Below are 18,315 nucleotides of genomic sequence, written 5' to 3' on the forward strand. Positions count from 1 at the left end.
GAAGCGACGCCCCCGAAGCACCCCCGAAGCACCCCCGAAGCGCCCTCGAACCACCCCGACTCCCAGGTTCCGGAGGTCTCCCATGCCTTTCAGCCAACCGACGGTGATCCGCTCCCGGCGGGTGGTCCTGCCCGACGGCGAGCGCCCCGCGGACGTGCTGATCCAGGACGGGAAGATCGCCCGGACGGCCCCGCACGGCTCGCTCACGGCCGGTGAGGGCGACCTCGTCGACCTCGGTGACACCGCCCTGCTGCCCGGGCTGGTCGACACCCACGTGCACGTCAACGAGCCCGGCCGCACCGAGTGGGAGGGGTTCGCCACCGCCACCCGGGCCGCCGCGGCCGGCGGCGTCACCACGATCATCGACATGCCGCTCAACTCGATCCCGCCCACCACCACGGTGGCGGGGCTGGCGCTCAAACGGAAGATCGCCGAGGGTCAGACCTGGGTCGACCTCGGTTTCTGGGGCGGCGCCGTCCCCGGCAACGTTGCCGACCTCGAACCGCTGCACGAGGAAGGCGTGTTCGGCTTCAAGAGCTTCCTCGCGCCCTCCGGGGTGGACGAGTTCCCGCACGTCGAGGCCGCCGACCTGGCGGCCGCGCTGGCCGAGCAGGCCCGGATCGGGGCGCTGGCGATCATCCACGCCGAGGACCCGGCCGTGCTGGCCGCCGCCCCGCAGCAACCCGGCGTCCACTACCGGGACTTCCTGGCCTCCCGGCCCGCCGACGCGGAGACCGCGGCCGTCGCCCACCTGCTCGACACGGCCCGGCGCACCGGTGCCCGGGTGCACATCCTGCACGTCTCCTCCGCTTCCGTGCTGCCGTTGCTGCGGCAGGCCCGCGAGGACGGCGTACGGGTGACCGCCGAGACCTGTCCGCACTACCTGACCCTCGCGGCCGAGCAGGTGCCGGACGGCGACACCGCCTTCAAGTGCTGTCCGCCGATCCGCGACGAGTCCAACCGGGACGCGCTCTGGGAGGCCCTGGCGAACGGCGAGTTCATCGCCGTCGTCTCCGACCACTCGCCGTCCACCCCCGACCTCAAGCTGCTGCCCGAGTACGGCGGCAGCGGCGACTTCGCGGCCGCCTGGGGCGGCATCGCCTCGCTCCAGCTCGGCCTGCCGGCCGTCTGGACCGAGGCCCGCCGGCGCGGCCACACCCTCGTCGACGTGGTGCGCTGGATGTCCGCCGGACCGGCCGAACTGGTCGGCCTCACCGGCACCAAGGGCGCCATCGCCGCCGGCCACGACGCGGACCTGGTCGCCTTCGACCCGGACGGCGAGTTCGCCGTCCGGGCGAGCGGACTGCACCACCGCAACCCGGTGACGCCCTACGCGGGCCGGACCCTCACCGGCGCGGTGCACACCACCTGGCTGTGCGGCCGCGAGGTGGACCCCGCGGCCCGCCCCTTCGGCCGGCAGCTCGTCCGGCCCCGTTCCCACCCCGCCACCACCCCGTCCGAACGCGCCTAGAGGAGAGTCAGTGACCACTGCCGACAACCCGAGTGCTCCCTTCACCGAGCTGGTCAACCTGGCCTCCCGGCTGCTCGGTGCGGGCGTCGTCGCCACGAACGAGGACACCTTCGCGGACGCCGAGAACCTGCTGGTCGCCAAGCCGGCCGAGTTCCGCCCGCACACGTTCGGCCACAAGGGCCAGATCATGGACGGCTGGGAGTCCAAGCGCCGCCGCGGCGTCTCCGCCGACCAGCCGCACCCCACCGACGAGGACCACGACTGGACGATCGTCCGGCTCGGTGCCGCCGGGGTGGTCCGCGGTGTGATCGTGGACACCGCCCACTTCACCGGCAACTACCCGGAGTCCGCCTCGGTCGAGGCCGCGTCCGTCCCCGGCCACCCCTCGCCCGAGGAACTCCAGGACGCCGAGTGGACCACGATCGTGCCGCGCACCGCGCTGAGGGGCGACACCGTCCACGAGTTCGCCGTCACGGACGGCACCCGCTACACCCACGTGCGGCTGAACATCTTCCCGGACGGCGGCGTCGCCCGGCTGCGGGTGCACGGCGAGGTGCTGCCCGACCCGCGCGAACTGGACGGCCTCACCTTCGACCTGGCCGCCCAGGAGTACGGCGGCGTGGCCGAGGCGGCGTCCGACCGCTACTTCTCCTCCCCGCACAACCTGAATGCTCCCGGCCGCGCCTCCGTCATGGGCGACGGTTGGGAGACCCGGCGTCGGCGCGACAAGGCCAACGACTGGGTGCAGATCGCCCTGGCCGGGGGCGGTGAGGTCCTGGCCGTCGAGGTGGACACCTCCTGCTTCGTCGCCAATGCCCCCGGCTGGGCCGACCTGATCGGCTTCGACGCCTCGACCGGGGCGGACCCGGCCGACGGCGAGTGGTTCGAACTCCTGCCCCGCACGCGGCTCCAGCCCGACACCCGGCACCGCTTCCGGCTCGACGCCGGCCGCGCGGTGACCCACGTGCGCATCAACGTCCACCCGGACGGCGGGCTGGCCCGACTCCGGCTCACCGGCCGCCTCACCAGGGCCGGCCGCGCCGCCCTGGCGCTGCGCTGGTTCAACGCCCTCCCGGCTACCGAGGCCGTCGCGGCCCTGACCGGGGCAGGGCTCGGCGCCGACGAGGCCGCCGCGCTGACCGCCGCCCGCCCGGCGGCCGGGCCGGCCGCGGCCGAGACCGTCGTCCGGAGCCTGTTCGGCAACTGACCTGCCGCCACCGCCATCTCCTCGGTGCTCCCCGGCCCAGAATCTGACGATATGTCATCTCACTCCCCACGCACCGCCGTTATCGACACCTGAAGGACCCTCCATGTCCAAGATCCTGACCACGGAGTCCGGCGCCCCGGTCGCCGACAACCAGAACTCGGCATCGGCCGGCGAGTACGGCCCGCTGCTGATCCAGGACCAGCAGCTGCTGGAGAAGCTGGCCCGGTTCAACCGTGAGCGCATCCCGGAGCGCGTGGTGCACGCCCGCGGCTCCGGTGCGTACGGCTACTTCGAGGTCACCGACGAGGTCGCGCAGTACACCCGGGCGGGCTTCCTCTCCGAGATCGGCAAGCGCACCGAGGTCTTCCTGCGCTTCTCCACCGTGGCCGGCAACCTCGGCGCGAGCGACGCGGTGCGCGACCCGCGCGGCTTCGCGCTGAAGTTCTACACCGAGGAGGGCAACTACGACCTCGTCGGCAACAACACCCCGGTGTTCTTCATCAAGGACCCGATCAAGTTCCCCGACTTCATCCACTCGCAGAAGCGCGACCCGTACACCGGAGTGCAGGAGGCGGACAACGTCTGGGACTTCTGGGCCCACTCGCCGGCCTCGACCCACCAGATCACCTGGCTGTTCGGCGACCGCGGCATCCCCGCCTCGTACCGCCACATGAACGGCTACGGCTCGCACACCTACCAGTGGGTCAACGCCGACGGCGACGCCTACTGGGTGAAGTACCACTTCAAGACCAACCAGGGCATCCGCTGCCTGGACGGCGCCCAGGCCGCCGAGGTGGTCGCCGGCGACGCCGACTCGCACCAGCGGGACCTCCACCAGGCCATCGAGCGCGGGGTGTTCCCGTCCTGGACCCTCTACGTCCAGCTGATGCCGGTCGCCGAGGCCGCGGACTACCGCTTCAACCCCTTCGACCTCACCAAGGTGTGGCCGCACGCCGACTACCCGCTGGTCAAGGTCGGCCGCCTGGTGCTCAACAGGAACCCGGAGAACGTCTTCGCCGAGGTCGAGCAGGCCGCGTTCTCGCCGAACAACTTCGTGCCCGGCATCGGCCCGTCCCCGGACAAGATGCTCCAGGGCCGCCTGTTCGCCTACGCGGACGCCCAGCGCTACCGCCTCGGCGTCAACCACACCCAGCTGCCGGTGAACGCCCCGCGCGCCACCGAGGCCGCCAACTACGGGCGGGACGGCTACATGGCCGTCAACAGCGCCGGTCGCGGCAAGAACTACGAGCCCAACTCGTACGACGGCCCGGCCCAGACCGGCGACGCGCAGGCCGCGCCGGTCGCGGTCGCGGGCCACACCGGCACCTACACCACCCCGGCGCACACCAAGGACGACGACTTCTTCCAGGCCGGCGAGCTGTACCGGCTGATGTCGGCAGGTGAGAAGACCCGCCTGATCGACAACATCGCGGGCTTCCTGGCGCAGGTCTCGCGTGACGACGTGGTGGAGAAGAACCTCGCCCACTTCCACGCCGCGGACGAGGAGTACGGTACCCGGCTGGCCGCCGCCGTCGCCAGGCTGCGGGCGGGCGACGAGGGCTGACACCTCCCGTACGACGGGCCCTTCCTCCGGGGCGGTGGGGCGGGGCCCGTCGTGGTGTCGCCGATGTCGGCCGGCTCCGGTGGTGATCGTCCGGATCCGGCCGTCCGGAAGCCGGACGTACCCATGCGCGGCGACCGACCGGTTCGTCCCCGGACGATGGCGGTCCGGAACGGCGCGGTCCTGCCGTCGAGGGGCTCGCGGTCCGTCAACGGTCCGGCGGCTGCTGCACGGAACGTCCATGGATATGTACGGACGGCAGCCGTCGGAGCCGCCGGGTCGATAGGCTGGTGGGTGCCCGCGGTCGCTCCGTGGGGGGACATCGGAAGGGGACGACATGTCGACACCAGCCCCGGGTCGTCACGCCGCGTTGGACCAGGGTCTGACGGGCCCGCCCGCCTCCCTCCAGCACGCCCTCAGACTGCTGGAGGCGGTCGACCGCCACCCCGACGGCGCCACCCTGGTGTCCCTCGCCAGGGAGACCTCGCTCGGGCTGCCGACCGTGCGCCGGCTCGCCGAGATCCTGGAGGTCGAGGGCTACCTCCAGTGCCAGGACGGGGGCTGGCTGCTGGGCGGCACCTTCGCCCTGCTCGGCCAGCACAACCGGGAGCAGCTGGTGAAGGCCCGACTCAACCGCAAGCTCGCTGAACTCCGGGACGAGTTGGGCGCCGCGGTGTACTTCAGCCGCTACCACGACGGTGAGTTGACGGTGGAGGCGGTCTCGGCCGCCGACTACGCGCCGGCCGTGCAGGAATGGGTGGACTTCCGGGCCACCGCGCACGCCAGCGCGATCGGCAAGTGCCTGCTCAGCCAGCTGGACGCGGACGGCCGGCGCGACCACCTCTCGCGGCACCCGGTCGCCCGGCTCACCTCCCGCACCGTCACCGACGCCGACCAGCTGATGCACCGGCTGGAGCGGCAGCCGGCCACGGTGCCGGTGCTGGACATCCAGGAGTACGCGCTGGGAACGGTGTGCGCGGCCGTGCCGATCACGGCGGGCAGCACGGTCGGCTGCCTGGCCACCTCGATGCCGGTGGACAACATCCACAAACTGAAGGCCGCCGCCGAGCTGCTCGCGGCCCGGGCGGCGCCGCTGATGCTGGCGATGGCGGTCTGACGGCCGGTCGACGGTCGCGCACATGAGTTCGAGGAAGCCCTGCCGGGAAGCCGGTGGGGCTTCCCGCGTTTCCCGTGGTGGCTGCCGGTGTGCGGCACTTATTAGACTCGATGTCGATAAGAGTCGCCGAAGCCCTTGTCCCGGCGGCTACCCGCGAGTACGTTTCCCTGAGCCGAGCCGCCGCCCCCAGGTCAGGAGGGCCTGCCATGTCCCGTTCCACCCCCGTCCCCGCCCTTGCCGCCCCCGCGGCGCGCGTGCACGACGGCCTCGTCCTGGAGCCCCGGGACGTCCACTTCGACTGGGCCCAGCTGCCGCTGCACTGGATCCCTGACGAGCCGATGGCCACCCACGTCATCAACGTGCTGCACCTGCTGCTGCCCGAGGGGGAGCGGTGGTTCGTCAAGGTGTTCAAGGAGGCGCTGCCGCTCATCCGGGACGAGCAACTGCGCGAGGAGGTCCTCGGGTTCATCGGGCAGGAGGCCATTCACGCCGAGGCGCACCAGGAGGTCCTGGACCACCTGCTCGGCCAGGGGCTCGACCCGCGGCCGTACGTCCGGCAGATCTCCTGGCTGTTCCAGCGCGTCCTCGGCGACAAGCCGGGGCTGGCGCCGGCCCGGCGGCGGGAGAACCTCATCGAGCGGGTCGCCTTCATCGCGGCGATCGAGCACTTCACCGCCTTCCTCGGCAACTGGGCGCTCAACTCCCCGGGCCTGGACCGGGCCAAGGCGGACCCGACCATGCTGGACCTGCTGCGCTGGCACGGCGCGGAGGAGGTCGAGCACCGCAGCGTTGCCTACGACCTGATGGTGCACCTGGACCCGGGTTACCTGCGTCGGGTGCGCGGGATGGTGATCTCCGGGCCGCTGCTGGTCCACCTCTGGGTGCGCGGCGCCCGCTTCCTGCTCGCCGCCGACCCCGCCCTGAAGGGGCGGCTCAAGCCCACCTGGCGGGAGGCGGGCCGGATCGCCAAGCGCGGACTGCTGCCGGACCCGGTCAAGTCGATCCGCTCCGGGCTGCGCTACCTGCGACCGGGCTACCACCCGACCCAGGAGGGCTCGTCCAGCCAGGCGCTGGGCTACCTCGCCACCTCCCCGGCCGCCCGTGTGGCCGCCGGGCGCGGCTGACGGATGGCAGGGTTCGGATTTCAGCGAACAGAAAACGTTTTCTGTTCGCTGAACTCTGTTCGCTGAAGTCTGAAATCTGAACTCTGAAGTCTGGAACCTGTCACCCGCCGCCGCCCGCCGCCCGCCCTCTCCCGACGCCCAAGGATCCCGCCGGATGGACCTGACCACCCCGCCCCCCGACCTCTACGGCCGCCCCCGCGCCGACGGCTTCATCCGTTGGCTCACCGCCTTCAGCGACCGCTACTCCCCGGCCCTCGGCGGCCCGCTGCTGCGCCGCAACCCCCGCCGCCCGCTCAGCCGCCCCACCCAGCCGCTCCGGCTGGTCGTCGCCGAGCGTCGCCAACTGACCATGGACGTCATCGAGTTGCGACTCGTCGACCCCTCCGGTGGCCCGCTGCCCGGCTGGCAGCCCGGTGCCCACCTGCGCCTCGCCCTGCCCTCCGGCCGCGAGCGCCACTACTCCCTCAGCGGCGACCCGGCCGACCGCACCACCTACCGCATCGCCGTCCGGCGGCTGCCCGAGGGCGGCGGCGGGTCCGTCGAGGTCCACGACGTCCTGCACCCTGGCACCCGGCTCGCCGCCCGCCGCCCGCGCAACGGCTTCGCCTTCTGCGCCGAGCCCGCCGTCCTCCTGCTGGCAGGCGGCATCGGCATCACCCCGCTGCTCCCGATGGCCCGTGAGGCGCAGCGGCACGGCCTGGACTGGCGCCTGGTGCACGTCGGCCGCAGCGCCGACACCCTCCCGTACGCGGACGAGCTGCGCGCCCTCGACCCGCACCGGGTGGTGCTGCGCACCGACGACGAGCACGGCGGCGTCCCCACCGGCCCGGAGCTGCTCGCCCACGCCCCGCGTGGTGCCGCCGTCTACTGCTGCGGCCCGGCCCCGATGCTCGCCGCCGTGCAGCGCGCCCTGGACGGCTCCCCGGCCGCCTCCCTGCACTTCGAGCGCTTCGGCGCCGCTCCGGTCACCGGCGGCGAGCCGTTCGCCGTCCGCCTCGGCACCGACGGCCCCACCCTCGACGTCCCCGCCGACCGTTCCGCCCTGGACGTGCTGCGCGAGGCCCGCCCGGACCTCCCGTACTCCTGCCACCAGGGCTTCTGCGGCACCTGCGAGGTCCGCGTGCTGTCCGGCTCGCCCGACCACCGGGACCGCCGCCTCACCCCCGAGCAGCGTGCCGCCGGCGCCCTGCTGCCCTGTGTCTCCCGGGCCGCCGAGGGCGAGACCCTCGTGCTCGACCTCTAGAAGGAGTCCTGCCATGGCGAAAGCGACCCCCGCCTTCCGCTACACCGAGCGCGACCTCGCCCGCTTCCGTGAGACCCAGCAGCTCGCCTACGACTGCGCCGAACAGGTCGCCGCCTGGATCGAACCCGGCGTCACCGAGCGGCAGGCCACCGCCGAGCTGCGCCGCCGCCTGGTCGCCGCCGGGGTCCAGGACTTCTTCCACGTCCCCTTCGCCTGGTTCGGCGACCGGACGGCGTTCCGGCACTTCCACACCCCGCTGCAGTTCTTTGCCGGCAACCGACGGCTGGAGGAGGGCATGCCGTACGTACTGGACTGCGCGCCCGTGGTGGACGGCTACACCGCCGACATCGGTTACGGCGGCAAGGTCGGCGAGAACCGGGTCTGGGACCGCCTGGCCGCCGACCTGAAGGTCTACCGCGAGCTGATCCTCGACGAGGTGCGGGCCCGCAAACCGCTCGCCGAGGTGTACGCCGCGGTGGACGCCCAGCTCGCCGCGCACGGCTACGACAACCGCCACCAGGTCTACCCGGGCCGGGTGATCGGCCACCAGGTCACCCGCAACACCGCGCGCGGCCCGGCCGGGGTGAACGTCTTCGGCTTCGGCGTGCGCACCCTCCAGACCCTCGGTCGCGAGCTCATCTCCGAACGCCTGCAGGGCCGTTCGCCGCTCTGGGCGGACGGGCGCTCCTCCCGGCACGCGCCCACCCCGGGCCTGTGGGCGGTCGAGCCGCACATCGGCTTCCGCGGCGTGGGCATCAAGTTCGAGGAACTGCTGGTGGTCACCGAGGACGACGCCTACTGGCTCGACAACGACCTGCCGCACGTCCGCCGCTGGACCGCCACCACCGAGCGGACCACCGGGCAGACCACCGGGCAGACCACCGAGCTGACCACCACCGAGCGGACCGCCGTCGAGCCGGCCACCGAGCGGACCGCCGTCGAGCCGACCACCACCGAGCCGACCACCCTGGAGGCCACCCGATGACGCACCCGACGACCAGCCGGACGAAGCGCCCGGCGGCGCCCCCGGTCCGCCGCCGCACCGTCCACTCCGGCGGCCTCCCGCTCGCCGTCTTCGAGCAGGGCGACCCGGGCGCCCCCACCGTCCTCCTCGTGCACGGCTACCCCGACACCCACGCCGTCTGGGACGACGTCGCCGCCGACCTCGCCCGCGACCACCACGTGGTCCGCTACGACGTGCGCGGCGCCGGCGAGTCGGCCGCCCCCGCCGACCGGTCCGGCTACCGCCTGGAGCACCTCGCCGAGGACCTGTTCGCCGTTGCCGACGCCGTCAGCCCGGACCGACCGGTGCACCTGCTCGCCCACGACTGGGGCTCGATCCAGTCCTGGGAGGCCGTCACCGCACCCGGCGCCGAACGCCGGATCGCCTCGTACACCACCCTGTCCGGCCCCAGCCTGGACCACATGGGCCACTGGTTGCGCCACCGGCTGCGCCGCCCCACCCCGCGCCACCTGGGGCAGCTGCTGCACCAGGGCGTGCGCTCCTGGTACATCACCGCCTTCCACCTGCCCTACCTCGCCCCCGGCATCTGGCGCCTCGGCCTGGCCCGGGCCTGGCCGCGGGTGCTGCGCGACCTGGAACACGTCACCCCGCGCGCCGACCACCCACAGCCCACCCTGCGCCGCGACGCGGTCCGCGGCATCGAGCTGTACCGGGCCAACTTCCGCCCCACCCTGGGCCGTCCGCGCGAACGGCGGACCGAGGTGCCGGTCCAGCTGATCACCCTCACCCGGGACCGGTACGTCGGCACCTACCTCTCCGAGGGGCTGGAGCGCTGGGTGACCAAGCTGACCCGCAGGACGCTGCACGCCGGCCACTGGTCGGCGCTGCTGGAGAAGGGAGCCACCGTGGCCGGACTGGTCCGCGAGTTCGCCGCCCGCATCGACGAGGGGCAGTCCCGACCGGCGGAGGGCGACGGCCGGCTGGTCGTGGTCACCGGCGGCGGCAGCGGCATCGGCCGGGCCACCGCGCTCGCCTTCGCCGAGGACGGTGCCCGGGTGGTGGTCTGCGACCTCGACCTCGCGGCCGCCGAGCGCACCGCCGAACTGGCCTCGCTGATCGGTCCGAAGGCCCACGCCTACCGGGTGGACGTCTCCGACGGCGCCGCGATGGACGCCTTCGCGCAGACCGTCGCCGCCGAGCACGGGGTGCCCGACGTGATGGTCAACAACGCGGGCATCGGCCACTCCGGGACGTTCCTGCAGACCACCGAGAAGGAGTGGCAGCGGGTCCTGGACGTCAACCTCTGGGGCGTGATCCACGGCTGCCGCGCCTTCGGCACCCTGATGGCCGACCGAGGCCAGGGCGGCCACATCGTCAACGTCTCCTCCGCCGCCGCCTACCTGCCGTCCAAGGCGCTCACCGCCTACGCCACCAGCAAGGCCGCGGTGTTCATGCTCTCCGACTGCCTGCGCGCCGAGTTCGTCGGCCACGGCATCGGCGTCTCCACCATCTGCCCCGGCATCGTCAACACCAACATCACCCGCACCTCCACCTTCTCCGCCACCACCTCCACCGAGCAGGCTGCCAAGCAGGCCCGCGCTGCGAAGCTCTACGCCCGCCGCGGCTTCCCGCCGGAGAAGGTCGCCACCGCCATCCTCACCGCGGTCCGCACCGGCAGGCCCGTGGTCCCCGTCACCCCCGAGGCCAAGGCGGCCCGGCTGCTCTCCCGGCTCAGCCCCGGCCTCCTCCGCCTCGCCGCACGCCTCAACGTCACCTGACCCGGCCGCCGGCGGATGTGCCCCGGGCGGCCCGCAGCGCCGCCCGGGGCTGTGAGAGCATCGAGGCCCATGGAGATGACAACGGCCCTGTGGTCCTTCGCCCTTGTTGTGGGGCTGCTCACGCTCACGCCCGGGCTCGACACCGCGCTGGTCCTGCGGACCTCGGCGTTGGGGCGCCGACGGCAGGCGTGGGGGGTCGTCCTGGGGATCCAGACCGGGACGCTGCTCTGGGGGACGCTGACCTCCGCCGGGGTGACGGCGCTGCTGACCGCCTCGCAGGTGGCGTACGAGATCCTGCGCTGGGCGGGCGCTGCGTACCTGGTGTGGATGGGCATCGGGATGCTGCGCAACCGGGGCGGCGAGGCGGCGGTCGAGGAGGAGCCGGAGGCCGGCGGGTTCGCGCACGGCTGGCGGCGGGGCACGCTGACCAACCTGCTGAACCCCAAGGTCGGGGTCTTCTACGTGGCCGTGCTGCCGCAGTTCATCCCGGCCGGCGCCCCGCACTTCGCCGCCGGCGTGGCGCTGACCTGCGTACACGTCGTGGAGGGCCTGCTCTGGTCGACCGTCCTGGTGGGCTTCGCCCGGGTGCTGCGCGGCTGGCTGCGCCGGCCGGCCGCCCGGCGGCTGATGGACCGGGTGACCGGCGCGGTCGTGGTGGGCTTCGGCGTGAAGCTGGCACTGACCGACTGACCGACTGACGGACTGACCGACTGATCGAGGCCGTTGCCGGGGTCTCAACGGCGACCTCCAGCAGGCCACGCAAACGTGAGCGGCGGCGAAGCCGTCTCCGGGATCAGGCCGCGTGGGTACGGTGCGTCGGGCCGCCCGCCGCGTCACCCTCCGTCGCCGTCCGCGACACGTCGTGGTGGATCGGCCCGTCCGAGGCGCTCAGCGGCAGGCAGCTGCCGCCGCGTCGGTGGGCGATGATCTCGGCGGCGACCGAGACCGCCGTCTCCTCCGGGGTGCGCGAGCCGAGGTCCAGGCCGATCGGGGAGCGCAGCCGGGCCAGTTCGGCCTCGGTGAGCCCCGCCTCGCGCAGCCGGGCCGCGCGGTCCCGGTGGGTGCGGTGCGAGCCCATTGCGCCGACGTAGCCGACCGGCAGCCGCAGGGCGCGTTCCAGCAACGGGATGTCGAACTTGGCGTCGTGGGTGAGCACGCAGATTACGGTTCGCCCGTCGATCCGGCCGAGCTGGGAGTCCAGGTAGCGGTGCGGCCAGTCGACCGCGACCTCGTCGGCCTCGGGGAAGCGGCGGGCGGTGGCGAAGACCGGCCGGGCGTCGCAGACGGTCACGTGGTAGCCCAGGAACTTTCCGATCCGCACCACCGCGGCCGCGAAGTCGATCGCCCCGAACACCAGCATCCGCGGCGCGGGCACGTACGACTCGACGAAGCAGGTGACGGTGCCCTGCTGGTGCTCGTCGCAGGGGCGTCCGTCCAGGCCGAGCACGAGCCGGCCGGTGCGTCCGGCCTCCAGCATCGCCCGGGCCTCCGCGACGATCGCCCTCTCCAGCCCGCCGACCGTCGAGGGTGTCGGCGAGAGCGCGCCGGCGACGCCGTCGGCGGTGACCGCCAGCGTGGCCCCGACCAGCCCGCCCGGCCCGACGATGACCCGCACCAGCGCCACCGGCGTGCCGGCCGCGATGTGCGCGATCCCGGCGTCCAGCCCGGCGTCGGCCCCGGGCACCACCGGCTGGACGAACACGTCCAGGACGCCGCCGCAGGTCAGACCCACCGCGAAGGCGTCCTCGTCGCTGTACCCGAAGCGTTCCAGCACCGGCCGGCCGCTCGCGATCGCGGCCTGGCACAGCTCGTACACCGCGCCCTCGACGCATCCGCCGGAGACGCTGCCGACCGCCTCGCCGTCCGTGTCCACGGCCAGCGCCGCCCCGGGGTCGCGCGGAGCGCTGCCGGAGACGCCGACCACGGTGGCCACGGCGAAGGAGCGCCCGGACGCGTGCCAGGCCAGCAGCTGCTCGGCGATGTCCTGCATGGGGAGGCTCCTTACACGGTTTCGACAGTAGCGGGAGGCGCCGTCGTACGGGAAACGATCCCGTACGACGGCGGTAGTGCCCAGTGCGGCGGCGCCCGGGCAGCGGCGGCGCCCGGCCGGCGGTGCGGACGGCTAGTGCACGCCCAGCCAGGACTTGACCGGGGTGATCGCGAAGTACACGACGAACACCGCGGTGAGGATCCACATCAGCGGCCCGGGCTCGCGCGGACGCCCCAGCCCGGCCTTGATGGCGGTGTACGAGATGACGCCGGCCGCGACGCCCGCGGTGATGCTGTACGTGAACGGCATCAGCGCGCAGGTGAGGAAGGCCGGGATGGCCACCTCCCGGTCGGACCAGTCGATGTGCCGGGCCTGGCTCATCATCATCGAGCCGATCACCACCAGGGCGGCCGAGGCGACCTCGACCGGAACGATCCCGGCGATCGGCGAGAAGAACAGCATCAGCGTGAACAGGGCGCCGGTGACGGTGGAGGCGAGCCCGGTTCGGGCGCCGTCGCCGACGCCGGTGGCGGACTCGACGAAGACGGTCTGCCCGGAGGCGCCCGCCAGGCCGCCGACCGCGCCGCCCGCGCCGTCGATGAACAGCGCCCTGGACAGCCCGGGCATCCGGCCCTGCCGGTCGGCCAGTCCGGCCTCGGTGCCGACGCCGATGATGGTGGCCATCGCGTCGAAGAAGCCGGCCAGCACCAGGGTGAACACCGCGACCGAGGCGCTGATCGCGCCCATGCCGCGGCCACCGAACGCGCCGAACAGGTCGACGTCGCCGAACAGGCTGAAGTCGGGTGCGGAGACCGGGCTGCCGGGCCAGACCGGCACCGAGTTCTTCCAGGCCTCGGCCGGCACGTGCGCGGCCTTGTTGACGATCATCGCGAGCACGGTGCCGCCGGCGATGCCGATCAGGATCGCGCCGCGGACACCGCGCGCCATCAGTACGAAGATCGTCAGCAGGGTGACGCAGAAGACCAGCACCGGCCAGCCGGCCAGCTCGCCGGTGGGGCCGAGCGAGAGCGGGGTGGGACCGCCGGTGTGCATGAACCCGGCCTTGTAGAGGCCGATCACCGTGACGAACAGGCCGATGCCGATGGTGATGGCGTGCTTGAGCGGCAGCGGGATGCCGTTCATGATCCTTTCGCGCAGCCCGGAGACCACCAGCAGCACGATCAGCAGGCCGTAGATCACGCACAGGCCCATGGCCTGCGCCCAGGTGGTGTGCGGGACGACCAGTGCGGAGACCGCGCCGGAGACCGAGAGTCCGGCGGCGAGGGCGAGCGGCACGTTGCCGACCAGGCCCATCAGGACGGTGGTGACGGCAGCGGCCAGCGCGGTGGCGGTGGTCAGCGCGGCGTGGTCCAGCTTGACGCCGGTGACGTCCGCGCCGCTCAGGATGAGCGGGTTGAGCAGGATGATGTACGCCATCGCCATGAAGGTGGTGAGCCCACCGCGCAGTTCGTCGGCGAGGGTCGATCCCCGGGCCGAGATCTTGAAGTAGGCGTCCAGCGCGCCGGTGGGGCGTGGTGCCGGGGGCGACGGGTGGGCGTCGTCCTCGGCGGGTCTGTCTTCGGTGGTGCCGGGCTCCATGGGGATCCTGGTCATGTCCACTCCCAAGTGTCAAAGGGGGTTGGGGTGGGCGAGCCGACCTGACTGCCGGTCAACGAAGCGGCGTAGGGGGACGTATCGACTCACTGGGGGCACTCGCGAGAGAGGGGAGTGCCGGCGGTGCATCCGAGCGTGGTGCGCACCGCTGCGAACCCCGGCGCGGGCAGGGCAGCGGAGGTGGGGGCGGGTGTGCCCCGGGGCGGCGGGGAAGACGGTTGCCGCCCCGGGGAAGTGCCGACGGGCAAGCTGTTCCCGGCCGTTCGGTGCTCAGCCCGGCCGTTCGGTGCTCAGCCCGGCCGTTCGGTGGTCAGGTGCTCCGGCCGGACCGGGATCCGGTTGAGCGCCAGCCCGGTGGCGTTGCGGATGGCGGCCACGATGGACGGCGTCGCCGAGACGGTCGGCGCCTCGCCGACCCCGCGCAGCCCGTACGGCGCGTTGGGGTCGGGCAGTTCGAGCATCTCCACCGGGATCGGCGGGGTGTCCAGGATGGTGGGGATCAGGTAGTCGGTGAAGGAGGCGTTGCGCACCTTGCCGTCCCGCACGATGATCTCCTCCATCACCGCGAGGCCCAGCGCCTGGGTGCAGCCGCCCTGGATCTGGCCGACCACGGAGAGCGGGTTGAGCGCCTTGCCGACGTCCTGGACGGCGGTGAGCTCGACCACCTTGACCAGGCCGAGTTCCACGTCCACGTCCACCACCGCACGGTTGGCGCAGAAGCTGTACTGGACGTGGCCGAAGCCCTGGCCGGTCTCCCGGTCGAAGGGCTGGGTGGGCCGGTGGTGGTGCTCGCGGGTGAGGTCGACGGCCTCGTCGCCGAGCAGGTCGACCATGGAGACCAGCACCCCGGCGCTCTTCGAGACCACCTTGCCGCCGGCCAGCGCCAGGTCGTCGTGGGTCCAGCCGTAGCGCCGACGGCCCCTGTCGAGCAGCTCCCGGCGCACCGCCTCGGCGGCCAGCTTCACCGCGCCGCCGGTCATGTACGTCTGGCGCGAGGCGGAGGTCGAACCGGCCGACCCCACTTCGGTGTTGGCCGGATGGATGGTGACCTGCTCGACGCCCAGCTCGGTGCGGGCGATCTGGGCGTGCACGGTGACGCCGCCCTGGCCGACCTCGGCCATCGCGGTGTGCACCATGGCGACCGGCTCGCCGCCGATCACCTCCAGGCGCACCCGGGCGGTGGAGTAGTCGTCGAAGCCCTCGGAGAAACCGACGTTCTTGATGCCGACCGAGTAGCCGACGCCGCGTACGATCCCCTCGCCGTGCGAGGTGTTGGACAGCGCGCCGGGCAGCCGGCGCAGGTCCGGGTGCTCGGTGTCCAGTGGCGGCGGCAGCGGCATCTCCTTGGCCCGCCGGAGCAGTTCGGCCACCGGCGCGGGCGAGTCGATCTGCTGGCCGGTGGGCATGAAGTCGCCCTCGGACATCGCGTTGAGCTGCCGCAACTCCACCGGGTCCATGCCCAGTTCGGCGGCCAGCTTGTCCATCTGCGACTCGTAGCCGAACGCCGCCTGCACCGCGCCGAAGCCGCGCATCGCCCCGCAGGACGGGTTGTTGCTGTACAGCGCGATGGCGTGCATCCGCACGTTCGGGATCACGTACGGGCCGTGCCCGAGCGAGGCCGCGTTGCCGACCACGGCGGGGGAGGCGGAGGCGTACGCGCCGCCGTCCAGGACGATCCGGCAGTCGGCGAAGACCAGCTTGCCGTCCCGGGTCGCGCCGTGCTCGTAGTGCATCCGCGCCGGGTGGCGGTGCACGTGGCCGAAGAAGGACTCGTCCCGGGAGTAGACGATCTTGACGGGCTTGCCGGTGTGCAGGGCCAGCAGGCAGGCGTGGATCTGCATCGACAGGTCCTCGCGGCCGCCGAACGCGCCGCCGACGCCGGCCAGGGTGAGCCGGACCTTCTCCTCCGGCAGGTCGAGCACCGGCGCCATCTGCTGGCGGTCGACGTGCAGCCACTGGGTGGCGATGTAGAGGTCGATGCCGCCGTCCTCGGCGGGCACCGCGAGGCCGGACTCCGGGCCGAGGAAGGCCTGGTCCTGCATGCCGACCTCGTAGTCGCCGCTGACGATCACGTCCGCCAGCGCCCGCACCTCGTCGGTCACGCCCAGGCCGGAGACGAGCTTCTGCTCGTGGCAGATGTTGCCGTGCGCATGGGACTTGTACTCGTGCGGCTCGTGCACGTACCCGTACGTCTCCGGGTCGAGGCACTGCTCCTCGGTGACGATCGGGGTGAGCACCTCGTACTCGACCGCGATCTTCTTCACCGCGCGGCGGGCCGTCTCCGGATGGTCGGCGGCCACCAGCGCGATCGCCTCGCCGTGGTACCGGATCCTGTCGATGGCCAGGGCCGGCTGGTCCTGGATCTCCAGGCCGTAGTACTTGGAACCGGGGATGTCCTCGTGCGTCAGCACCGCGTACACCCCGGGCACCTTGAGCGCCTCGGAGATGTCCACCGAGAGGATGTTCGCCCGGGGGTGCGGCGAGCGCAGCGCCGTGCCCCAGAGCATGTCCTCGTGCCACAGGTCGGAGGAGTAGGCGAACTCGCCCCGGACCTTCAGGTTGCCGTCCGGGCGCAGCGGCGAGCCACCGATGCCGTCCTTGGACGCCTGGTTGATGTTCTGGAGGTTCTTCTGCCCCCGGATGGTCCGCTGGATCGTCCGCTCGTTCACGCCGCACCGGCCTTCCCCGCGCACTTGCGGGCCGAAGCCAGCCGCACCGCGTCCATGATCTTTTCGTAGCCGGTGCAGCGGCACAGGTTGCCGGACAGCGCCTCGCGGATGTCGTCGTCGCTCGGCTGCGGGTCGTCCTCCAGCAGCGCGTCGGTCTGCACCAGCAGCCCGGGGGTGCAGAAGCCGCACTGGACGGCGCCGGTGTCGACGAACGCCTGCTGGACCAGGCCCAGTTCGCCGTCCTCCGCGCCCAGGCCCTCGACCGTGCGCACCTCGCGGTCCTGCACCTGGCCGGCCGCGACCAGGCAGGAGCAGACCGGGACGCCGTCCAGGTAGACCGTGCAGGAGCCGCACTCGCCCTGCTCGCAGGCGTTCTTCGAGCCCGGCAGGCCGACCCGTTCGCGCAGCACGTACAGCAGGCTCTCGCCCTCCCACACGTCGTCGGCCTCGACCGGCTTGCCGTTGGCGGTGAAAGTGACCCTCATGCCGCGCTCCTGATCTGCTTGCTGTAGTCGGTCCAGGTCCAGGTGAGGGTGCGGCGGGCCATCACGGCGAGCGCGTGCCGGCGGTAGTCGGCGGTCCCCCGGACGTCGTCGATCGGCGAGGCCGCGGCCTTCACCAGCTCGCCGAAGCGCTGGACCACCTCGGCGCCCAGCAGCTCCCCGGACTCCCACAGGCCGCGCTCGGCGAGTACGTTCTGGAGGTACTCCTCGGCCTCGACGGCGCGCCGCGGCGTGGGGGCGGCCGAGCCGATACCGGTGCCGACGGTTCCGTTCCGGGGGTGCAGGGCGAAGCCGAACGCGCAGACCGCGATCACCATGGCGTTGCGGGTGCCGATCTTCGAGAACTGCTGCGGTCCGTCCGCCACCGGGATGTGCACGGTCCGGATCAGCTCGTCGGCCTCCAGGCTGTTGCGCTTCACCCCGACGTAGAAGTCGTCGATCGGAATCAGCCGGGTGCCGCGCACCGAGGCCGCCTCGACGAACACGTCCCGCCCGGCCGCCAGCAGCGCCGGGTGCGAGTCGCCGGCCGGGGAAGCCGCCCCGAGGTTGCCGCCGACGCTGCCGCGGTTGCGGATCTGCGGCGAGCCGACGGTGCGGGCCGCCAGCGCCAGTCCGGGCAGCGGAGTGGACAGCTCCGCGATGATCCGGGCGTACGGGACCGCGGCGCCGAGCCTGACGACGCTGCCGTCGTTCGACCATTCGGCGAGTTCGGCGATGCGGTTCAGGTCGAGGATCGCGGGTGGCCGGTGCACGTCGAAGTTCAGCTCGACCATGACGTCCGTACCGCCCGAGACGGGCAGTGCGGTCGGGTACTCGGCCTTCGCCGCGAGCGCCTCGTCCCAGGTGGCGGGCCGAAGAAACTCCATGCGGGTGTCTCCTCAAGTCGTCGCCCGCCGGGTGTCCGGCGGCGTGTCGCCCAGTGAACCGCTGTGACGCGGCCCACTGGCAGTCACCGATGGCATGAAGCCCCGGCTGTGAGCCCGCCCGGCATCCTGTACGTTCCTCTAAGGAGGAGAATCTCGCAGCCCAGGTGTTCACCGTGTGCTACCTACGACCGTAATCCGGCCGTGACGC

Annotated in this window: 14 protein-coding genes; 9 read left to right on the forward strand and 5 right to left on the reverse strand. The window is 72.7% G+C overall.

The window, feature by feature from the left end; all coding sequences use genetic code 11:
- The first annotated feature begins 82 nt into the window (after positions 1 to 82).
- From allB to AB0O11_RS11885, 9 genes are all read left to right on the forward strand, one after another.
- The gene (allB, locus tag AB0O11_RS11845; RefSeq protein WP_363384500.1) at positions 83 to 1,471 is read left to right on the forward strand and encodes an allantoinase AllB; all 1,389 of its coding nucleotides are present in this window, start codon (positions 83 to 85) and stop codon (positions 1,469 to 1,471) included.
- A gap of 10 nt (positions 1,472 to 1,481) precedes the next feature.
- Positions 1,482 to 2,678 carry an allantoicase gene (alc, locus tag AB0O11_RS11850; RefSeq protein WP_363384503.1) on the forward strand — a complete coding sequence of 399 codons (1,197 nt, stop codon included), beginning with the start codon at positions 1,482 to 1,484 and terminating at the stop codon, positions 2,676 to 2,678.
- A gap of 103 nt (positions 2,679 to 2,781) precedes the next feature.
- Positions 2,782 to 4,242 (forward strand): catalase, encoded by a 1,461-nt coding sequence (locus tag AB0O11_RS11855; RefSeq protein WP_363384506.1) that lies wholly within the window; start codon positions 2,782 to 2,784, stop codon positions 4,240 to 4,242.
- Between the two features lie 334 nt (positions 4,243 to 4,576).
- Positions 4,577 to 5,356 (forward strand): IclR family transcriptional regulator C-terminal domain-containing protein, encoded by a 780-nt coding sequence (locus AB0O11_RS11860; RefSeq protein WP_363384509.1) that lies wholly within the window; start codon positions 4,577 to 4,579, stop codon positions 5,354 to 5,356.
- Between the two features lie 206 nt (positions 5,357 to 5,562).
- Positions 5,563 to 6,480, forward strand: a complete 918-nt coding sequence (locus tag AB0O11_RS11865) for a metal-dependent hydrolase (RefSeq protein ID WP_363384512.1) — start codon at positions 5,563 to 5,565, stop codon at positions 6,478 to 6,480.
- A 154-nt stretch (positions 6,481 to 6,634) separates the two neighbouring features.
- Complete coding sequence (locus tag AB0O11_RS11870) at positions 6,635 to 7,723, forward strand: PDR/VanB family oxidoreductase (RefSeq protein WP_363384515.1); 1,089 nt, start codon at positions 6,635 to 6,637, stop codon at positions 7,721 to 7,723.
- Positions 7,724 to 7,736: 13 nt separating this feature from the next.
- Positions 7,737 to 8,708, forward strand: a complete 972-nt coding sequence (locus AB0O11_RS11875) for a M24 family metallopeptidase (protein ID WP_363384518.1) — start codon at positions 7,737 to 7,739, stop codon at positions 8,706 to 8,708.
- Positions 8,705 to 10,465, forward strand: coding sequence for an SDR family oxidoreductase (locus tag AB0O11_RS11880; RefSeq protein ID WP_363384521.1), 1,761 nt, complete (start codon positions 8,705 to 8,707; stop codon positions 10,463 to 10,465). Before AB0O11_RS11875 ends, AB0O11_RS11880 begins: the two co-directional genes overlap by 4 nt.
- A 69-nt stretch (positions 10,466 to 10,534) precedes the next feature.
- A complete protein-coding gene (locus tag AB0O11_RS11885; RefSeq protein WP_363384524.1) occupies positions 10,535 to 11,155 on the forward strand; it encodes a LysE family translocator in 621 nt (206 codons plus the stop codon).
- Positions 11,156 to 11,258: 103 nt separating this feature from the next.
- Here the strand turns inward: AB0O11_RS11885 and AB0O11_RS11890 are convergent, their stop codons facing one another.
- The 5 genes from AB0O11_RS11890 to AB0O11_RS11910 all read right to left on the reverse strand — a co-directional run bounded on the left by AB0O11_RS11890 (position 11,259) and on the right by AB0O11_RS11910 (position 18,107).
- Positions 11,259 to 12,455 (reverse strand): XdhC/CoxI family protein, encoded by a 1,197-nt coding sequence (locus tag AB0O11_RS11890; protein WP_363384527.1) that lies wholly within the window; start codon positions 12,453 to 12,455, stop codon positions 11,259 to 11,261.
- 132 nt (positions 12,456 to 12,587) lie between these two features.
- The gene (locus AB0O11_RS11895) at positions 12,588 to 14,069 is read right to left on the reverse strand and encodes an NCS2 family permease (RefSeq protein ID WP_363384530.1); all 1,482 of its coding nucleotides are present in this window, start codon (positions 14,067 to 14,069) and stop codon (positions 12,588 to 12,590) included.
- 290 nt (positions 14,070 to 14,359) lie between these two features.
- Complete coding sequence (pucD, locus tag AB0O11_RS11900) at positions 14,360 to 16,711, reverse strand: xanthine dehydrogenase subunit D (RefSeq protein WP_363384740.1); 2,352 nt, start codon at positions 16,709 to 16,711, stop codon at positions 14,360 to 14,362.
- A 23-nt stretch (positions 16,712 to 16,734) separates the two neighbouring features.
- On the reverse strand, positions 16,735 to 17,223 hold the full coding sequence (locus tag AB0O11_RS11905; protein WP_363384532.1) for a (2Fe-2S)-binding protein: 489 nt from the start codon (positions 17,221 to 17,223) through the stop codon (positions 16,735 to 16,737).
- The gene (locus AB0O11_RS11910; RefSeq protein ID WP_363384535.1) at positions 17,220 to 18,107 is read right to left on the reverse strand and encodes an FAD binding domain-containing protein; all 888 of its coding nucleotides are present in this window, start codon (positions 18,105 to 18,107) and stop codon (positions 17,220 to 17,222) included. Before AB0O11_RS11910 ends, AB0O11_RS11905 begins: the two co-directional genes overlap by 4 nt.
- Positions 18,108 to 18,315 lie beyond the last annotated feature (208 nt).

This window comes from Kitasatospora sp. NPDC093102 (assembly GCF_040683915.1).
Lineage (GTDB): Bacteria > Actinomycetota > Actinomycetes > Streptomycetales > Streptomycetaceae > Kitasatospora.